15 protein-coding genes are annotated in these 17,308 nt (G+C 38.9%); 4 read left to right on the forward strand and 11 right to left on the reverse strand.

Annotated features, from left to right (window positions below; all coding sequences use genetic code 11):
• The first annotated feature begins 15 nt into the window (after window positions 1-15).
• Window positions 16-1,470, forward strand: coding sequence for a PucR family transcriptional regulator (locus tag AB986_RS04490; RefSeq protein WP_048309667.1), 1,455 nt, complete (start codon window positions 16-18; stop codon window positions 1,468-1,470).
• A gap of 69 nt (window positions 1,471-1,539) precedes the next feature.
• Here AB986_RS04490 and AB986_RS04495 read toward each other — a convergent pair whose 3' ends face one another.
• Window positions 1,540-1,983 (reverse strand): cell wall hydrolase, encoded by a 444-nt coding sequence (locus AB986_RS04495; protein WP_048309668.1) that lies wholly within the window; start codon window positions 1,981-1,983, stop codon window positions 1,540-1,542.
• A gap of 135 nt (window positions 1,984-2,118) precedes the next feature.
• Entirely contained in the window at window positions 2,119-3,054 is a 936-nt protein-coding gene (locus AB986_RS04500; RefSeq protein ID WP_048309669.1) for a polysaccharide deacetylase family protein, read from the reverse strand.
• A 571-nt stretch (window positions 3,055-3,625) separates the two neighbouring features.
• Between AB986_RS04500 and AB986_RS04505 the strand changes: the two genes are divergently transcribed.
• On the forward strand, window positions 3,626-4,780 hold the full coding sequence (locus tag AB986_RS04505; protein WP_048309670.1) for an aminotransferase A: 1,155 nt from the start codon (window positions 3,626-3,628) through the stop codon (window positions 4,778-4,780).
• A gap of 49 nt (window positions 4,781-4,829) precedes the next feature.
• Here AB986_RS04505 and AB986_RS04510 read toward each other — a convergent pair whose 3' ends face one another.
• From AB986_RS04510 to dat, 4 genes are all read right to left on the reverse strand, one after another.
• A complete protein-coding gene (locus AB986_RS04510) occupies window positions 4,830-5,648 on the reverse strand; it encodes a sulfurtransferase (RefSeq protein ID WP_048309671.1) in 819 nt (272 codons plus the stop codon).
• Entirely contained in the window at window positions 5,626-9,273 is a 3,648-nt protein-coding gene (locus AB986_RS04515; RefSeq protein WP_053216037.1) for a dynamin family protein, read from the reverse strand. Before AB986_RS04515 ends, AB986_RS04510 begins: the two co-directional genes overlap by 23 nt.
• A 514-nt stretch (window positions 9,274-9,787) precedes the next feature.
• Entirely contained in the window at window positions 9,788-11,275 is a 1,488-nt protein-coding gene (gene cshA / locus AB986_RS04520) for a degradosome RNA helicase CshA (RefSeq protein WP_152670921.1), read from the reverse strand.
• A gap of 199 nt (window positions 11,276-11,474) precedes the next feature.
• Window positions 11,475-12,314 carry a D-amino-acid transaminase gene (dat, locus tag AB986_RS04525; protein ID WP_048309672.1) on the reverse strand — a complete coding sequence of 280 codons (840 nt, stop codon included), beginning with the start codon at window positions 12,312-12,314 and terminating at the stop codon, window positions 11,475-11,477.
• A gap of 190 nt (window positions 12,315-12,504) precedes the next feature.
• Here dat and AB986_RS04530 point away from each other — a divergent pair, with 190 nt between their 5' ends.
• A complete protein-coding gene (locus tag AB986_RS04530) occupies window positions 12,505-13,053 on the forward strand; it encodes a hypothetical protein (protein WP_048309673.1) in 549 nt (182 codons plus the stop codon).
• Window positions 13,054-13,194: 141 nt separating this feature from the next.
• Here AB986_RS04530 and AB986_RS04535 read toward each other — a convergent pair whose 3' ends face one another.
• The gene (locus tag AB986_RS04535; RefSeq protein WP_048309674.1) at window positions 13,195-13,968 is read right to left on the reverse strand and encodes an SDR family NAD(P)-dependent oxidoreductase; all 774 of its coding nucleotides are present in this window, start codon (window positions 13,966-13,968) and stop codon (window positions 13,195-13,197) included.
• A gap of 295 nt (window positions 13,969-14,263) precedes the next feature.
• Here AB986_RS04535 and AB986_RS04540 point away from each other — a divergent pair, with 295 nt between their 5' ends.
• Window positions 14,264-15,154, forward strand: coding sequence for a helix-turn-helix domain-containing protein (locus AB986_RS04540; RefSeq protein WP_048309675.1), 891 nt, complete (start codon window positions 14,264-14,266; stop codon window positions 15,152-15,154).
• A gap of 1 nt (window position 15,155) precedes the next feature.
• Here the strand turns inward: AB986_RS04540 and AB986_RS22995 are convergent, their stop codons facing one another.
• From AB986_RS22995 to AB986_RS04550, 4 genes are all read right to left on the reverse strand, one after another.
• Window positions 15,156-15,251 carry a putative holin-like toxin gene (locus AB986_RS22995; protein WP_425545208.1) on the reverse strand — a complete coding sequence of 32 codons (96 nt, stop codon included), beginning with the start codon at window positions 15,249-15,251 and terminating at the stop codon, window positions 15,156-15,158.
• A gap of 90 nt (window positions 15,252-15,341) precedes the next feature.
• On the reverse strand, window positions 15,342-15,479 hold the full coding sequence (locus AB986_RS22225) for a hypothetical protein (RefSeq protein WP_161797329.1): 138 nt from the start codon (window positions 15,477-15,479) through the stop codon (window positions 15,342-15,344).
• A gap of 135 nt (window positions 15,480-15,614) precedes the next feature.
• Window positions 15,615-16,268 (reverse strand): uracil-DNA glycosylase family protein, encoded by a 654-nt coding sequence (locus tag AB986_RS04545; protein WP_048309676.1) that lies wholly within the window; start codon window positions 16,266-16,268, stop codon window positions 15,615-15,617.
• 77 nt (window positions 16,269-16,345) lie between these two features.
• Complete coding sequence (locus tag AB986_RS04550) at window positions 16,346-17,272, reverse strand: SGNH/GDSL hydrolase family protein (protein ID WP_053216038.1); 927 nt, start codon at window positions 17,270-17,272, stop codon at window positions 16,346-16,348.
• Between the last annotated feature and the right edge of the window lie 36 nt (window positions 17,273-17,308).

Consider the following 17,308-nt stretch of genomic DNA (forward strand, 5'->3'; position numbering starts at 1 on the left):
TACGGAGGGACGTCTATGGGATTAACAGTCAGAGAAGCATTGCAACTAAGAGAGATGAAAGGAATTAAGCTCATTGCTGGCAAACAAGGAATTGATCGTGATATTAAGTGGCTGACGATTGTAGAAGTGATGGAAGACATCACAAGGCTGCATGAAGGCGAGTTTTTGATAACAACCGCTTATGGATGGAATGAAAATTCAGTGACCTATACGAAACTAGTTGAAGCGCTAGCTAACCGACAGCTTTCTGCACTTGCCATTCATACTGGCTTCTACCTTGATGTCATCCCGATAACTATTATTGAAGCTGCAAATCGAACAGGCCTACCCCTTCTAGAGATTCCAAGGACGATGAATTTCTCTATGGTAACAAGGAGTATCCTTGAGCAGCTAGTCAACAAGCAGCTTTCCATGCTTACTTATGCCCAACAAATTCAAGACGAATTAACTTCGCTTGTTCTAAAGAACACTGGCTTCTCTGCCATAACGGATGCACTCTCTAAACTACTGAATAGCAATATAACGTTATACGATAAGAATGGAGATTTAGTAGCAGGCACATACTACGCAAATCGAAACTATCGTGTTGAAGAAACTTATCCTATCACTGCAGAAACGAAAACGATCGGGAAGTTATGTATCCAAAAGCAAACACCTCTTACATCCCTTGAACATTTAGCTCTTAAACATGCATCTACCATATTTGCAATTGAATTCCTGAAGTTAAAGATTGTAGAAGATACTCGATCTCAGATTGAAGCTGACTTCCTTGATACCCTTCTCTCTCACTCATACGAGGACCGGGACTACATTTTAAAGAAGAGCAGAGATATGGGATTTGATTTAAGCGGAGTCAATCGAGTTGCTATCTTTTCGTCTAGCAACCTTGTATTGCTCGAGAAAGAATGCCACCAACAGTTAGTCACTAGTAGAACGAAAGGTATTGTTAATAGGAAAATAGACCATGTTGTTGTGTTGTTCACTGGAGATTATGTGCCGTTCACGAATAAGAAGACTCCCTTTCCTTTTCATGCGGGGATTAGTTCAAGTACATTAGGGATTCATTATTTAGAGGAAGCGTTAAAAGAAGCATCAACCGCTCATCAATTTGCCAAGTACCGAGGAGAAACGATCCTTAACTATGAGGAACTCGGAGCGTATCAGATTTTTGTACGACTAAAAGAAAGCGGTGAAGACCTTTCCACTTACTACACTCCACTGCTATCTCAAATTATCGATTATGATCAAAAGCATCAATCACAGTTAATGACAACCCTCGAGACTTTTCTAGAGAACAATCTCGTAATTAATCGAACAGCTGACAAGTTATTTATTCATCGTCATACACTTAATTATCGTATTAAACAATTAGAGAAACTCACAGGGATTGATATCTATTCTTACGAGCAAAGGATCCATATCCAATTTGCCCTTCTTGCTTATTTAACGGATCGTATTCTTTCTAAGTAGAACTTTATTATGTAAGGCTTACAAAAAGCTTGCCGAGAAACCATACGTTTCTCAGCAAGCTTTCTTTACTTAACTTCCTACATAGACGCTGCCACACGTTCCCGGTGCTGGTTCGTAGTAACAATGATTTTTGTATTGTCCTGCAAACGGTTGGCCGTACCAAGTTGGAGGACACGGAGCATACGGATTGAAATACCAAAGAGAATATTTACCAGGATGTTCTCTCCAATAATCTAAATTCTTTTTGGCTAATTTCTTCTCAACAGATCTTGCTCTATTATAAAATACATTACCCTTTTGAACAGCCTCGAAAGAATAATTCCCTCCCTGTACTTGATAAATCACTTGTGAAATTGTTCTTACATCTCTAAAGTCTAAACAATCCGCCTTTGCCCGATTAACAATAACATTTCCTACATACAACATTCCTTGTTGCCCTTCACCCACGGCTTCAGCTCTCATCATTCTTGCCATTAAATCAATATCTGAACTCGTGTATTTTACTCTTGGCATTTTACTCACCCCGAAATAGTGTATGAAAGATGCCTACTAAGATGTCATTATTTCTAAATTATTCTCATTTTAATGATTACTTTTTGTTGTCATACCATTATAAAAAGACTCTGCATGTCACAGAGTCCCCCATAGTTATTGGTATATTTTTAGTAGATCCCACATTTTATCTCCAGCCCATATCTCATCAGGGGAATCAACATACATCATTTCGAAAGCTGCATGCCCTCCAGCTGCATGACTCGTGCCAATGCTAATTCCTATCCCCTCATCCGTAAAGTACGTAAACGTTTCTGAATGCACCTCAGTTCCAATACCATCCAAATTATCAGCATTTCGCAATTGATCTATTGTTACATTTGCTTTTAAGTCGTTTGCAAAAGCTGCTTGGTCTGAATGAACCACCTTAAAAGTATCTGACTGGAAGAGCGAAAGGAATGATTCGTCAATGACAACCACATCAGATAGCCTGATTCGCTCCACGTTTTCCACATCTACGTTTGTCGTGTAAAAGAGATTATTCGGATGCGCAGCACCTTCTACATATCCGCTCCCTGCATACTGAACACTTAAAAAATAGTCGCTCTTATATGAAATCAGATAGTCAATCTCTAAGTCTACCCCTTCTGATCCATCATAAAAATTTAATACTTTGTATGCTTCATTATAAAGAAGATCATTCAAACCTTTCTGTTTCTCACTATCAATTAATCCAGTAATTTGTGGATAGTTGATTGAAACACCGTTTTCAGTAAATTGCTCTTTCGTAAGATCATAACGTTCACTCGAATCCACATTCTCTTCTTCATCATTAGGTGTTTCTTCTGAAGCGGCATCTTCCTCTGTTTTAGAATCACCCTCTGTCGAACCATTATCTTCTAACGAATTTTCGTCTACTTCTCTATCATTTTCGCTATTGCCAGAGCTTACATTTCCTTCGTCATACTTTGATGTTGAAACGGTTTCATCTACTTTTTTAGAATCTTCCTTCGCTACGTCCTCGTCTTGTCCGCATGCTACTAAGAGACTAAGAGAAATAAAAAGTGCACTGAAGAGCAATCTTTGGTTCATTAGGCTCGTTCCCCTTATAAGAATTTATTATCTTATTCCTATTGTAAAACGGAATGAGAAAGAATCTTTTGCTAAACTTTTTTCCGTTAGCAAACACAACCATTATTCCACAACTTTTGGATAAATACAATAAATGTAAATATAGGAAATCAGAGGGGTTAATATTCAGAATATTGGTTATCCACAGATTTTTGTGGGTAACCCTATACCCATGCTTATACCCCCTCAACTTCCGAATATACCCATATAGGGTATAAGGTTTAAGCTGTTGATAAGTGACCGAAACCCAATCGTACCAGTACTTACAGAAGTTATCAACAATCTTTTATTAGGAACGTCTCTTTCCTAATCCACATAAAATGGTAATTTCGACGATAGCTTTTAAATTATGCTACAATGATGTTCACTCCACTTTAAGTGATCGTGTAATCTCCAATGCAATGCAAAGAATATTAAGCTTTGGCGGAACCTCCACTTAAGGTCTGATTAGTTCAAGTAACGAACAGAGGGACAGAACGTCCATCTCATCAAATGAACGATATGAGCTTAATACGGAAAGGAAGACAACCATATGGAACACTTATTGAACCCAAAAGTGAAATCAATAGAAATATCAGGAATACGTACTTTTTTCAATATGGTCTCAGATTATGAGAATATGATTTCTCTTACAATTGGCCAACCAGATTTCGAAACACCACACCACATTAAAGAAGCTGCAAAATCAGCCATCGATGAAAATCGAACAACGTACACCCATAATGCAGGCATACTTGAGTTACGAAAAGCTGCTGCAAACTTTCTTCAATCAAAATATAACCTTACTTATCGAGCTGAGAATGAAATCATTACAACTACCGGCGCTAGTCAAGCGATTGATGTGACATTAAGAACTATTTTAACTGAGGAATCCGAAGTGATTCTTCCCGGTCCTGTTTATCCAGGTTACGAACCAATTATCACGCTTTCAGGCGCAACACCGGTTCACGTTGATACGACGCAACACGAATTTAAAATGACGCGTTCTTTAATTGAATCTGCAATTACTGAAAGAACAAAGTGTATTATCCTTCCTTCACCTTCTAACCCTACAGGCGTTGCATTGTCTAAAGAAGAACTTGCTAACATTGCAGACCTTTTACGAGATAAAGAGATTTTCGTTCTTTCGGATGAAATATATTCTGAACTCAATTTCTCAGATGACCATAACTCCATTGCACAATTTGAAGGAATGAGAGAGAAAACGATCGTCATTAACGGACTTTCAAAATCTCACGCCATGACAGGCTGGCGAGTAGGTTTCCTTTTCGCTCCTGAAGAGATTTGCAAACACATTCTTAAAGTTCATCAGTACAATGTTTCCTGTGCTTCATCAATATCGCAGTATGCAGCTCTCGAAGCACTGCAAAATGGACTAGAAGATCCTGTCCAGATGAGAAAAGAATATAAGGACCGAATGGATTATGTTTATAACCGACTTGTTGAGATGGGACTTTCTCCGATCAAACCAGATGGCGCTTTTTACATCCTTCCTTCCATTAAGCAATTCGGGTTATCGTCATTTGATTTTGCAATGAAGCTAGCGAAAGATGGAAACCTCGCAGTAGTTCCAGGTAGTGCTTTTTCTCACTACGGAGAAGGTTATGTAAGAATATCATTCGCTTACAAGCTGGATATATTAAAGGAAGGTATGGATCGATTAGAACGGTTTCTTAACACTCTTTAATTCATAACAAAAAAGCCATCCTAGACAATCTTGTCCAGGATGGCTTTTCTTACGATAAAGTTATGACTGTGTTGTCACTGTATGAAATCCAATCACTATAGCTACCCGGATAAAGTTTAGCATGAATACCAGCTTCTTGAAAAGCAAGTATGTTGACGCATGCCGTTACCCCGGAACCACAGTATATGATAGGCTCTTCACCAGTTCCTACCTCCCCTACTCTCTCCAATGGCTCTTTCCATTTTTGATTTTCTGTAAGGTTATCTCTCCAGAAATAATTTACTGCACCTGGAATGTGCCCCGCTCTTGCATCGATCGGCTCTTCTTTGCCGGAGAATCGTTCAGGTGCTCGTGAGTCAACTATCGTACGCCCTTCACTCTGAGCTTGTTTCACATCATTCATTGACACAATCATGGAACTATCTAAGCTAATCGGATAATGGGATTCCTGAACAGAAGGGAGCTTCGATTCGACTTTTAACCCCTTCCCTCTCCACGCTTCCATTCCACCATTTAGAACAGCACGTTGTTTATGACCCGCAAAGCCTAGCAGAAACCATAGTCTTGAAGCCATCGCACTGTACTGATTGTCATAAGCAATCACTTTTGAATCCTGTTCGATACCTAGACGTTCAACTAGACGCTGTAATTGCTCTTGGTCAGGGAGAGGGTGTCTTCCACCATGTTCCCCAACCTCTCCTGTTAAGTCCTTTTCTAAATCCGCATAAACAGCACCTGGAATGTGCCCAGTTAAATAGGCTTCGTATCCGGATGAAGAATGCCCAAGATCGAAACGGCAATCTACAACGACTAGATTTTCATCATGCAAATGCTTGGATAGCCACTCAGCTGTAACGAGATTCTTCATCGGTTTGTTCCCCCAATAATTTTGTTTTAATTTGCTCCATTTTTTGCTCTTTTTGAACTAACACTTCTTTCTTGATTGTAGTTGTAAGCATGTAAGAAGTAGAATCCGCGTGGTTCGTAATTTGAGAATCAACCTGATCTTTCAGTACCTTCATCATCTGTTCATAATAACTAATTGCGGTATTTTCAAGAATTTGCCGTTCCGCTTTTAAATAATCGTTAACTGGTTGCTTGAACAAGTCTTTTAACTCATCATGCAATTGACTTCTACCGTTTTGTTCGAAAAACTGCTTCTGAGATTTAAACACGGATCGGGCTTTCTTTTGAACATCATCTAGCGGAAGCCAAGAAGATAGGGACTCCGAAAATGCAGGAGTTTCCATTTCTTTATAACCTTCTCCCGAATAGCGAAATTCAGATAGTTTATAACTAATGATCATCTGAATGTCTTTCTCATTCTTTTGAAGCTCTCGTTTAATAAACCGATCAACTCGAAGTGAAGCAGCTCTTAATTCCTGAACGATATCCTGCTCAATGTCGTCTAATAGGCTAGATGATGCATTTACCAAATCTTCACGGCTACTTACTACAGAAGGATTAAACGCTTCTTTAAAGAAATCATTGAATCGATAAAACAAACGCTGCGGAATATAATGAACAAGTTCAGTTAATTCCTGTTCAATCGATTTTTGTGATGATGTAATTGCATAATGAGAAAGTTCCTTTTTCGCATCTACAGCTCGTCCTTTTATTCGATGTAACTGTTTTTCTTTATCATTCGAATCAAGTTCGTAATTTAATAACCACTGTTCGATTAACTGCTGAATACGATTCATTTCATTCAGATTGGCTTCGACCGAAAGTTTCGAAAGATCCGAACGGATAAATTGATAAAAACGAGACTCGAACTCCTCAAGTCCACCCTTCTTCTTCAATTTATCAGGTAGTCGTTCTAGAAAACGCGTTTCTTCCTGATTAAGGTTATGCTGCCCTTCAAGCATGCCAGCAAGACTTGAGACGGGATAAAGAGACGGTTGACTAATACCATGTTGCTGAAGCTTAAGTGTCACGTGATCAAGGACAACATGTAATTCTTCTTGGTTCTCTGCAAGATCAGAAGCATTTAATAGGAAGAACATCTTATCCAATTCAAATACATCTTTCACACGACCTAGCTGAATGAGAAATTCTCGATCCGCTTTTGAAAATGCATGATTATAATACGTTACATACAGAATCGCATCTGCAGATTTCATATATTGGAACGCAACACCTGTATGTCGTGCATTGATTGAGTCAGCTCCCGGCGTATCAACAAGCGTAATGCCTTCTGTCGTAAGCGGGCAATCATAAAATAGCGAGATAGAAGATATAAATGCAGCTTTCGTCTCATTAACAACCATATCTTTATAATCTTTTAGGGATACTTCTCGTTCTTTTCCAAGATAATCGAGTTCCGACTCACCTTCTAGTACAGCCCTTAAAAAGAGCGCATGTGGTTTCGTATCTGCGGATTCTCGTTTAAATATCTTTCCTGTTTCTATCAAGCGCAAACTATCTTGTATTGAAAAGGCTTGCTCACCGAAATAGGAAAGCGAATGCTTTAAATCATTAAGAAGTTCTTCTTCCGTTTTATAATAAATCATAGCTGATTTATGTGGATGCTCGTGTGTAACAGGACAAATACGATTGAGTGTAGCCGTTGTTGGGTTTGGTGATGACGGTAAAATAGTTTCTCCAATCAAAGCATTCGCGAATGATGATTTCCCAGCACTAAACGCTCCGAATAAAGCAACAGTATAGGATTTGTCTTTCATTTTAGCTGCTTTATTTAACAAAGCTGTTTTGGTTTGTTCAAATCCTGGTAAATCATCTAGTTGGTTAGCGATGTCAGACAGAGCAAGAGCCGTTTCTTCAGTAGAAGGTAAACGATCCGTGGACTCTTCTCGTTGAGTTCTTTTGGCGTTTGTGGTCGGTTGATTTTTCTGACGCACCTGGTTTTCTTCTGCCGCTTCAATAAAGACAACATCTTCATTTTCTGATTCTAACGACTGCTTTATTTGTTCAGCCGCGTGAGTAGCATCCTCATCATACTCACCACTCATAATGGACCAGAGGTCTTCGTATTTGCGATTGGCAATCTTTACTCTCGCTAAATAGGTAGCCGCTGCTTTTTCGCCAACCGTTTCTTTAAAAGATGCTTCTGCTTTTTCAAAAGTTTCTTCATGGTCAATTTTCACTTGTTCAAGCAGCTCATCCTTCACACGTTCTGCCTTCTGCTTAATTTGTGACTTAAGGAGGCTTGCAACATTTTCAGTATAGTGTAAGACGGCCTCTCCTGATGCACCAGTTCCTTTTTTTGCTTCTTCCTGAATGACATTGAGATCAACAGTGAGTGGTTTTTCAGATATTTCTTCGTTCTCAACCTTTGCTGTCTCCACCAGCTGTTGCAATAGCTGATGAAAGTGCCATTGAAGCTGTGATTTAACCTGTTCTTGTAAGCCATCACTAAACGCCTGGTACCTCGCATTTCTCTCTTGCTCCGTTTTCTTTTCTCTGAAAATAAACCCTACTTTGAAACTAGGTTGGATAGACTCAAGGTACGCTCTTCCTGATTCACGAACTTCGTAAGGCATTAGGTTAGCGCTCTTTAAAATCTTAGATGATTCAACCTGAAACTCTTCCTCTACTAATTCAAAACGTTCATTTGAATTTGAAAGCGCCTGTTGCATATCGTTAAACGCATCATTCACGTCATCATCTTCCACTTGAACAGCTGTTACATCTACTAGTAGCTCAACAGCCGCATCATAAACTCGCTTCACTTTCTCTTCCGTTGTTTTAACTGACAGTCCCTCAATATAAGACTTAAGTTGGTTAAACTGATTGTGTGGATGGTCAAGATGTCTTAATGAAATAAAAAAGAAAGATTCAAGCGAAATCCCCCACGTCTCAAATGACTCAACGACTGATCGCTGAAACGAGGTAAAGGAAAGTTCAGATTCTTTATGTTTGTCAATTTGATTAACGATCAGAATCACTTTCTTATTCTGACGATAAAGCTCTCTAATGAATTGATAATTCACTTCAGACTGTACATGATTGTAGTCCATAACATAGAAAACAACATCAGCTAAATACATCGATGACTCAGTTGATAAACGATGCGCTTCATCGGTTGAATCAATACCTGGAGTGTCTATTAAAATTACATCTTCATTAAGCATGGAAGGTGAAGACAATTCCACACGCTCCACTTCTTCTCCATTCAAGCAGTATCCTTTTACCACTTCAATGTCGTAAGGCGCTTGAAACACCATTTTTTTCCCATTCAAAAAATGGACAGAAGCACCGGGCTCACCTGAACGAACTCGAACCGTGTTAGCACTTGCGGGTATTGGACTTGACGGCAGTAGTTTTGTATCAAATAAAGCATTAATTAATGATGATTTTCCCGCAGAAAAATGCCCCGAAAATAAAAAGTGTTGCTCTCCAGTCATTAGCTTTTGAATAAGCTGTTTTACTTTTGTAGCTTCAGGTGTATCAAGTTCTCGCTCAATAAGCGCAAGACGTTCAAATAAAACGTCCTCTTTAAGTCTTGTATGCAACTTGGAATCATGCTTCATATTATACCGCTGCCTTTCATTAATAGTGTCTACCTTAGAATAACGCTTTCAAACGATTTTTCCCAGTCCTGATTTGTAAAAAAAACTCATTTCAGAGCCATTGATAAGAGGATTGGTTAATATTCACTCTACTTTGATAGCAACAATGTTTATGAAGGGCTCTTTTCGTAGACATTGTTGCTTTTACTGTATAGCGATTGATTTCCGCTCCAGGATGCTCGCTTTCCGCGGGGCGGGCGGTGAGCCTCCTCGTCGCTAACGCTCCTGTGGGGTCTCTCCTGTCCCGCTAGTCCCGCAGGAGTCGAGTATCCTTCCGCTCCAATCAGCGATTTGTTGAGTTTTATTCAATAATTGCTTCAAAAACAACTTAGTTCACTGGAGCGAAAATAACCGCAATAGCAACAACTAAAAAGAGACCTTTCAAAACGCCTTATCTAAAAGTATTTCCTTCATGCTCTATCTTCTTATCTATATACAACAAAAAAAGCCGGGCATTAGCCCGACTTTAGTGTACTTATTTATTTCCTTTGTCGTTAAACTTACGACGCTTATTACCAGCACCAGAGCTGTTACGGTCGCCACGGTATCCGCCACCGCTTCCGCCTTTACGGCCTCCGCGATCGTTGCTACGGTTACGGTTGCGATTTCCACCGCCGCCACCGCGGTTTTGTGCTTTTTTCGCACGTAGAGGAGCAATTTCTGTAATTTTAACAGGTGTTGTATCCGGCTCTTTCGTTAGCAACTTAAGTGCTGCAGAAAGAAGTGTTACAGAATCGTGATCATCAAGAAGCTGTTCAGCTGATGAACGGTAACCTGAGTGATCTTGCTCTTCAATTGTGCTTTGAAGCTGTTGAATCGCCATTTGTTGCTGACCTTCCATTGCTTCAGCAAAACTTGGGATCGTACGCTTTTGCATATCTTTCTTTGTAATTTTCTCAATTACTTTCAAGTGATCATACTCACGTGGAGTGATGAACGTTGAAGCAAGACCTGATTTACCAGCACGGCCTGTACGTCCGATTCGGTGAACGTAGCTTTCAGGATCTTGAGGAATGTCAAAGTTATAAACGTGAGTCACACCACTGATATCTAGACCACGTGCAGCAACGTCCGTTGCTACCATGATGTCAATTGTGCTGTCTTTAAACTGTTTAATAACCTGATCACGCTTGCCCTGTGGTAGGTCACCGTGAATTCCTTCAGCCATGTATCCACGCTTCTTAAGGCCTTCAGATACTTCATCTACGCGCTTTTTAGTTCTTGCGAACACAATCGCAAGCTCAGGAGACTGAGTATCAAGAAGGCGACAAAGAATATCGAATTTCTTAGAATCACGAACTTCATAATAATGCTGTTCGATTGAAGGAACAGTCATTTCTTTTGATTTCGTTCTTACTGTTTCAGGATTGCTCATGAACTTCTCAGCAAGTAGTGCAATACGCTTAGGCATTGTAGCAGAGAATAGAAGTGTTTGGCGCTCAGTAGGTACGCCTTTAAGAATTTTCTCGATGTCTTCAATGAAGCCCATGTTAAGCATTTCGTCTGCTTCGTCAAGAACAACGAATGAAACTTCTGAAAGACGAATTGTTTTACGTTCCATATGGTCAATAAGACGACCTGGAGTAGCTACAACTAGCTGAGGTCTCTTTTTAAGTGCTTTAATCTGGTGAACGATGCTTTGTCCACCGTATATAGGAAGGGCACGTACGCCTTTTGCTTGACCAATACGATTTAATTCTTCCGCAACCTGTACTGCAAGCTCACGAGTTGGAGCAAGAATGATACCTTGTACGTGCGAAAGTGAAGTGTCGATCTTTTCAATCATTGGGATACCAAATGCAGCTGTTTTACCAGTACCAGTTTGTGCTTGACCAATTACGTCTCTACCTTCAAGGGCAATTGGAATAGTACCTGATTGAATTGGTGTTGTTTCTTCGAAGCCCATCTGATTAACGGCTTCAATTAGTGTATTACTTAAACCTAGATCTTGAAATTTTTTCAACTTTTAAAAACTCCTTTTTACTTTTAAATGCATTAAATGCTATAAACGGGAGACAACTCTCCTGATAATGTTCAAAAAAGCATTTCCCTAATGTTGGAAAACGCTCAGAACAAGCAATTCTTCATTAACATATAGCCAAAGTTAAGAGTACCACTATTATGTTGATAATTCAACTATACTTCTTAAAAAGATTAAATCCTTACTTCTCGGATCGAGAGATATGTCTCTCAAGCTCCGCTTGAAGAGAAGCTGTGACATCACCTTCTTTGCCATTTCCGATTGGTTGACCATCTACTTCAATGATCGGTCTTACTTCTTGTGTTGTACTAGAAATAAAAACTTCATCAGCTTCAAGCAGCTGCTGTTTCGTAAAGGATTCTTCTTTCACCTGTATGTCAAGACTCGCCGCTACTGATAATATTTTTCTTCTAGTAATGCCATCAAGAATCAAATGATTTGCTGGATGGGTGTAAAGGATGCGGTTCTTAATGATAAAAACGTTTGTTGAGCTTCCTTCAGTAACAATTTCTCCTCTGTGGAAAATCGCTTCATCATATCCTTTAACGGTTGCATCATCCTTTGCCATCACATTACCAAGCAAATTAAGACTCTTTATATCACAGCGTAACCACCGAATATCATCAGTAAACATGGCACGTCCTGGAATACGAGAAGGCTCTTTGCTGTACTCTTTTGTGTATGCAACTAGAACAGGTTCAGCTTTTTCAGGGAACGCATGATTCCTAGGCGAAACACCTCGAGTAATTTGTAGATAGAGATGCCCACTATGGACATTGTTTGATTTTTTCAACTTCTCTATTCTTTGTTTAAGTTCACTTATCGTAAACGGTAGTTTGATCTTAATTTCATGAGCGCTTCTTTCAAGCCTTTCCAGGTGAGCGTCTAATTCAAAAAAATGACTATTGTAAATTCGTACAACTTCATAAACACCGTCTCCGAACTGATATCCTCTATCTTCAATATCAATTGAAGCTTGTTCTCTCGAAAGTAATTCGCCGTTTAATAGAATCAATTTCATACAACTCCTATCACCTTTTTTCTCTCTCTACTTTAACATATACATAGGATTTTTTTGCCTTTCTTTTGTGTCTGAATAGTCTCATTTATCTATTTTTTCCAAATTCAAGCCTGGTTATTTACAAAAGGCTTTCAATACACTAGAATTTGTATTCGTAAGGATAATTTTCTAAAAATTAGGAGGGTTTTGAATGAAGAAATTATTGCTTCCATTTATGTTATTCGCACTTGTCTTTGCGGCAGCTTGCAGCAACAACGGTGAGACTAATACTAGTAACGAAAACGCTACCAATTCTGGCGACAGTGAGGAAACAACTACTAGCGAAACAGATGTTAAGAGTGCACTTCTTGATTTCCAAATGAATCTTATTTCAACGGTTAACAAGAATGACTCACCAATCTACGCATTCGAATCAGCAAAAGTTGCTGAAGAAAAGCCTTCTGATGAAGAACTTGCTAAAATGAAGTCTGAAGCTGAAGATGCAGCGATGCAAGTTGCTGAAGATGTTCGTGGCGTTGAGGTTCCAGCTGAGCTTGAAACTTACCAAAGCGATATCGAGACAGCATTAGAAGATCTTGCAAAATCATACGAAACTAGAGCAGCTAACCTATCTGATGAGGCAGAAGCAGCTTATGAAGAATCTGATGCTCAATTCGCTTCTTTTGAAGAAAAAATGGGTACTGTTTACAAAGACGCAGGTCTTACAGCACCAAGCTTTGCAGCAGATTTAGTAGATTAATAGAAATGATTGAACCGTTACAATGTGTAACGGTTTTTTATATGGCTATATTAATGGACAGTGTTGGTTTTTGGCTCACTCAAGTGAGCCAAAAATTGAGAAATCAATAATATGAGTTAACATAGCTTTTTATATAACATATTAGAAACCGTAAATGGTCATTCCACCATCAACATAAAGTGTTTGTCCTGTCATATAATTAGAGGCTTCGGATGACAGAAACACACTTGCACCAACAAGATCCTTAAGCTCACCAACACGTTTCATCGGCGTTCTTGATAGGATATCCTGAAGGTATTCTTCATTTTGTAAGAGCTTATCCGTAAGCGGTGTTCTAAAATACCACGGTCCAATTGCATTGACTGTTATATTGTCCTCCGCCCATTCTAAAGCAAGATTTTTGGTCATTTGAATCATCCCTGCTTTCGTTGCTGCGTACACCACTCCTGTTCTGAGAGCAACGAGTCCTGCAACGGATGCAATATTAATGATTTTTCCTCCACCATTCTCTTTCATAAACTCAGCGCATGCTTGAGACATAAAAAAAGCACCTTGCAGGTTCGTTTGAAAAATCTGGTTCCATTCTGCTTCTGTTACGTCCTTGGCTTTTGAGCGAATGTTCATGCCAGCGTTATTAATAAGTACATCAATCGAACCAGCCTCTACTTTTATTCGCTTTACTGCGTTGCTTATATCCTCATTATTTGTAATGTCTGCCTGAATAGAATAGGCTTTTCGTCCTAAATCACGAATGAGTCCAGCCGTTTCGTTAATATCAGCTTCTGTTCTAGCAAGAATAACAACATCCGCACCTGCTTCAGCTGCACCTACTGCAAGGGCTCTTCCAATCCCTTTACCTGCTCCGGTGACGACAACGACTTGATCAGTTAGTTCAAATGATGGCAAATAAGACATTTTTTCCACTCCTTTTCTATACGACTACTAGAGTACGTTTCAATATAAAAGTATCAATTCCTGCTTTGATTTTGTTTCCTTAACATCCACTTTATTTTTAGAAGTCTCTTTTCGTAGACATTGTTGTTATTAGATTAGTGGTTAATTTCCGCTCCAATTTGCTAAGTGTTGTCTTTAAACCTTTTTCAAAAGCAACAATCTTTTAGAAAAGAGCCTTTAAAAAACAGCGTTTTAGAAAAATATGTATTTCATTTCTAGCTTCATGATACACTGAAAGTAAAAAGGGGGATTGCAGGTGCATCAGGATACACTCGGATTTTCCATGCGCGAACTTCGATTGTACCTTGGACTTTCACAGGCTGAGCTTTCAGATGGCATCTGTACACAGGCATTGATTAGTCAAATCGAGAACAATGATGTCTCTCCGTCCGCAGAATTACTCTATCAATTTGCATTAAGACTTGGTGTTGATATCAACTATTTCTTTCATATGAGAGAAACGCCTCGCCTGGATTACGTCAATGAAGTGATTCGTCAGGTAAGGCGACACATTAAACGGCGTGAATACTCGGAAGTGGAAGAAATATTAGATGCAGAAGAATCGAACCCCCTTTTTAGACCCGTAAAAAATCAGCAATTCTATCTGTGGCATAAGGGTATTTGCATGTATTACCTTCACAAGGAAGCAGACACTGCGCTTCAACTCTTGGATGCTGCGCTCCACTATACAACGACAACTTCAAAAAATTATTCTGAACGGGAAATTGAAATCCTTATAAGTATGGCCATTCTTTATAGTGAGGAAGAAAATTGGGATCGTGCGCTACCTTTATTCCATAAAGCACTCTATCATGTTCGTTTCTTCCCTATCATTAAGGATGAAACCATAGAAATTAGACTTTATTATAATTACGCAAAGGCTCTTTCCACTTGTCGAAACTACGAGAAAGCACTTTCAATTGCAAGAGAGGGATTTCTTCTTTGTCGTGATAAACAGCGCCTTTATTTATTCGGTGAACTAAGCTACCAATGTGGTAAACTGAACTACTTATTAAATAACCAGGAACTTGCTTCGGAATACCTCACCACTGCCTCCACTATTTTTCAACTAGATCAAAATGAACCGTTTAAACGTCACGTAGATGACTACGCCAAAAAGATTGGCATGCTACCTCGTAAAGCTTAAGTTATTTATGCTTTGTTTTCTCTATTAAGATAACGATGAAATTAAAGAGAGACACGAAGAAAAGTCCGGCTGTAATAAATAACATGAGTTCTTCCATTGCATGTCCTCCTTTCACTAATTTTACGGACTATTTATTCTAATTTGTATATCTTCGGCTGCTACCAAATTCTAAACCCCTCTTCATTCTTTAATGGCAATAAGGAAGATCTTCATCATTCATTATATAATTTGAAACTTGTACTACTTCCTGCGAGTGTGAAGGAGCTACAGCATAACCACTGAATACGACAATAGAAAGGAAAAGTAGAGCTGCCCACTTTTTCAAATCAACACCCCCTTTGTTACATTTATATTACAACGTTTCCAATAGTTATGCGTTTGCTTAAATTGCGCAAACGGCCCATCAAAAAAGCTTCGTTCAAGTTGAACGAAGCTTTTTCATAAGAATTAATAAACATGCTTATATTTTATGACGGTTTAATTCTTGAATCACGTTATTTACAGGAGTCTGGTATCGCTCACGACTCCATGAATTATAAGAGGGATGGGGAACTTCTTCAACAACTGTCCACTTCTGACTAGACACATTTGCAAGCTTGAAGAATTTTTGAGCAAACCGCCCACACGGAACAATTGTTAATTCTCGATCAACTAGAGATTCTAGCCTATGTTGAAACTTACTCAAAATAAAACTTTGAACGTTATTTAGATTCTCATCTTTGAATTGACTTTTCTGATTTGATATTCGAATGGTTTCCAGGTGGTTCAAGAAACCGTTCGATTGCTCAATATCCTCTTTTTCGTATGGGCGCTTCTGCATAGGAATATTGCAAACGTTTAGTAGCCCAACGACATCGAGAGAAGGTCGATCCTTGCTCTCCTCTAACTGTTTCTGAAGAAGAAGACCAAGTGGCTTACCATATTCTTCACCAAATAACTTTTTTGACATCGTAGCACCAGAGGGACCAGCTACTGGCACCCCATGTTTTATTTCAGCAATATGCGGAGATTCCAATATAAAGATTAATTTTGTATTAGGAGTAATGACACCTTGTACTTCGTAACGATTTGCAAGTACATTGTATAGTTCTTCGTAATTCAACGTCTCTTCCATGCTCGTTCCCTACCTTTACCTACTGCTCTGTCAATAATATTAGTTCAATAAGTGCAAATTGTCACTCCATCAAACGTCTATTCAAATGGGATATCTTCAACTAGTTCATCTTGTTGAAGGCGATACTGAATTTGCCTCGCCATTAATTCATACCCTTGATCATTTGGATGGAAACCATCTTCAAAGAACAGATTTTCATCAACTGAATGAAACAATTCGTAGATGGGTACAAAAGTTGTGTTTTCATCTTTCTCAACAGTTTCTTGCGTCGCTCCATTCCAACGCTGAACGATTTGATCAATTTCTGTTACTGATTGAAAATTCACTAATAATGGATTATAAAGTCCAATAAATAAGATGGGTGCTTCGGAATTAATGCTTCTGATTCTATTCATGATTTGATTAAGACGTTCAACATAATTTGTTTGCTCTTTTTGAAAATCATCCATTTGAAGATCGAGAAAATGTTCTTTCACAACTTTCATCAAATCATTTCCACCTATGCTCATAACAATAACATCAGCATCGCCTAATGCTTCTTTGACATTTTCTTCATTCAGCATCTTATATAATTTAGGTGTTCTTCTACCATGTACTGCATAGTTCTCAACTAGAACGGATGTATCTGCTTCATTCTCTATATTCGCTGCTAGCCGCCCGATGTACCCTTGACCAGTTGAATCTCCACTCCCTTTTGTTAGTGAATCTCCAAGACCAACCATCGTTACATCAGGATCTTTCTCACCATCTTCTTTGGAAGTTGATACTTCTTCTACTTCTTTACTCGTTACTTCTGGAGTAACCGTTGTGCTTTCTGAATCTTTTTTATCTGCAATAGATGAAATGACCGTTTCATTTGGTGCTTTATTCATCACCATCATTGAGGCAGCTTGCTTTATTTCATTTAAACGTTGACTGCGGTATTCCATCACTGGCTTAATACTTAGAAGAATACTTCCAGCAAGAATGAGGAATAAAAACAGCCATGCTCTCTGTTTTTTCACTAGAAAAACCTCCCCATTTCACTTCCATTTATACCC

The sequence above is a fragment of the Guptibacillus hwajinpoensis genome (genome assembly GCF_001039475.1).
In the GTDB taxonomy this organism is placed as follows: domain Bacteria; phylum Bacillota; class Bacilli; order Bacillales; family Guptibacillaceae; genus Guptibacillus; species Guptibacillus hwajinpoensis.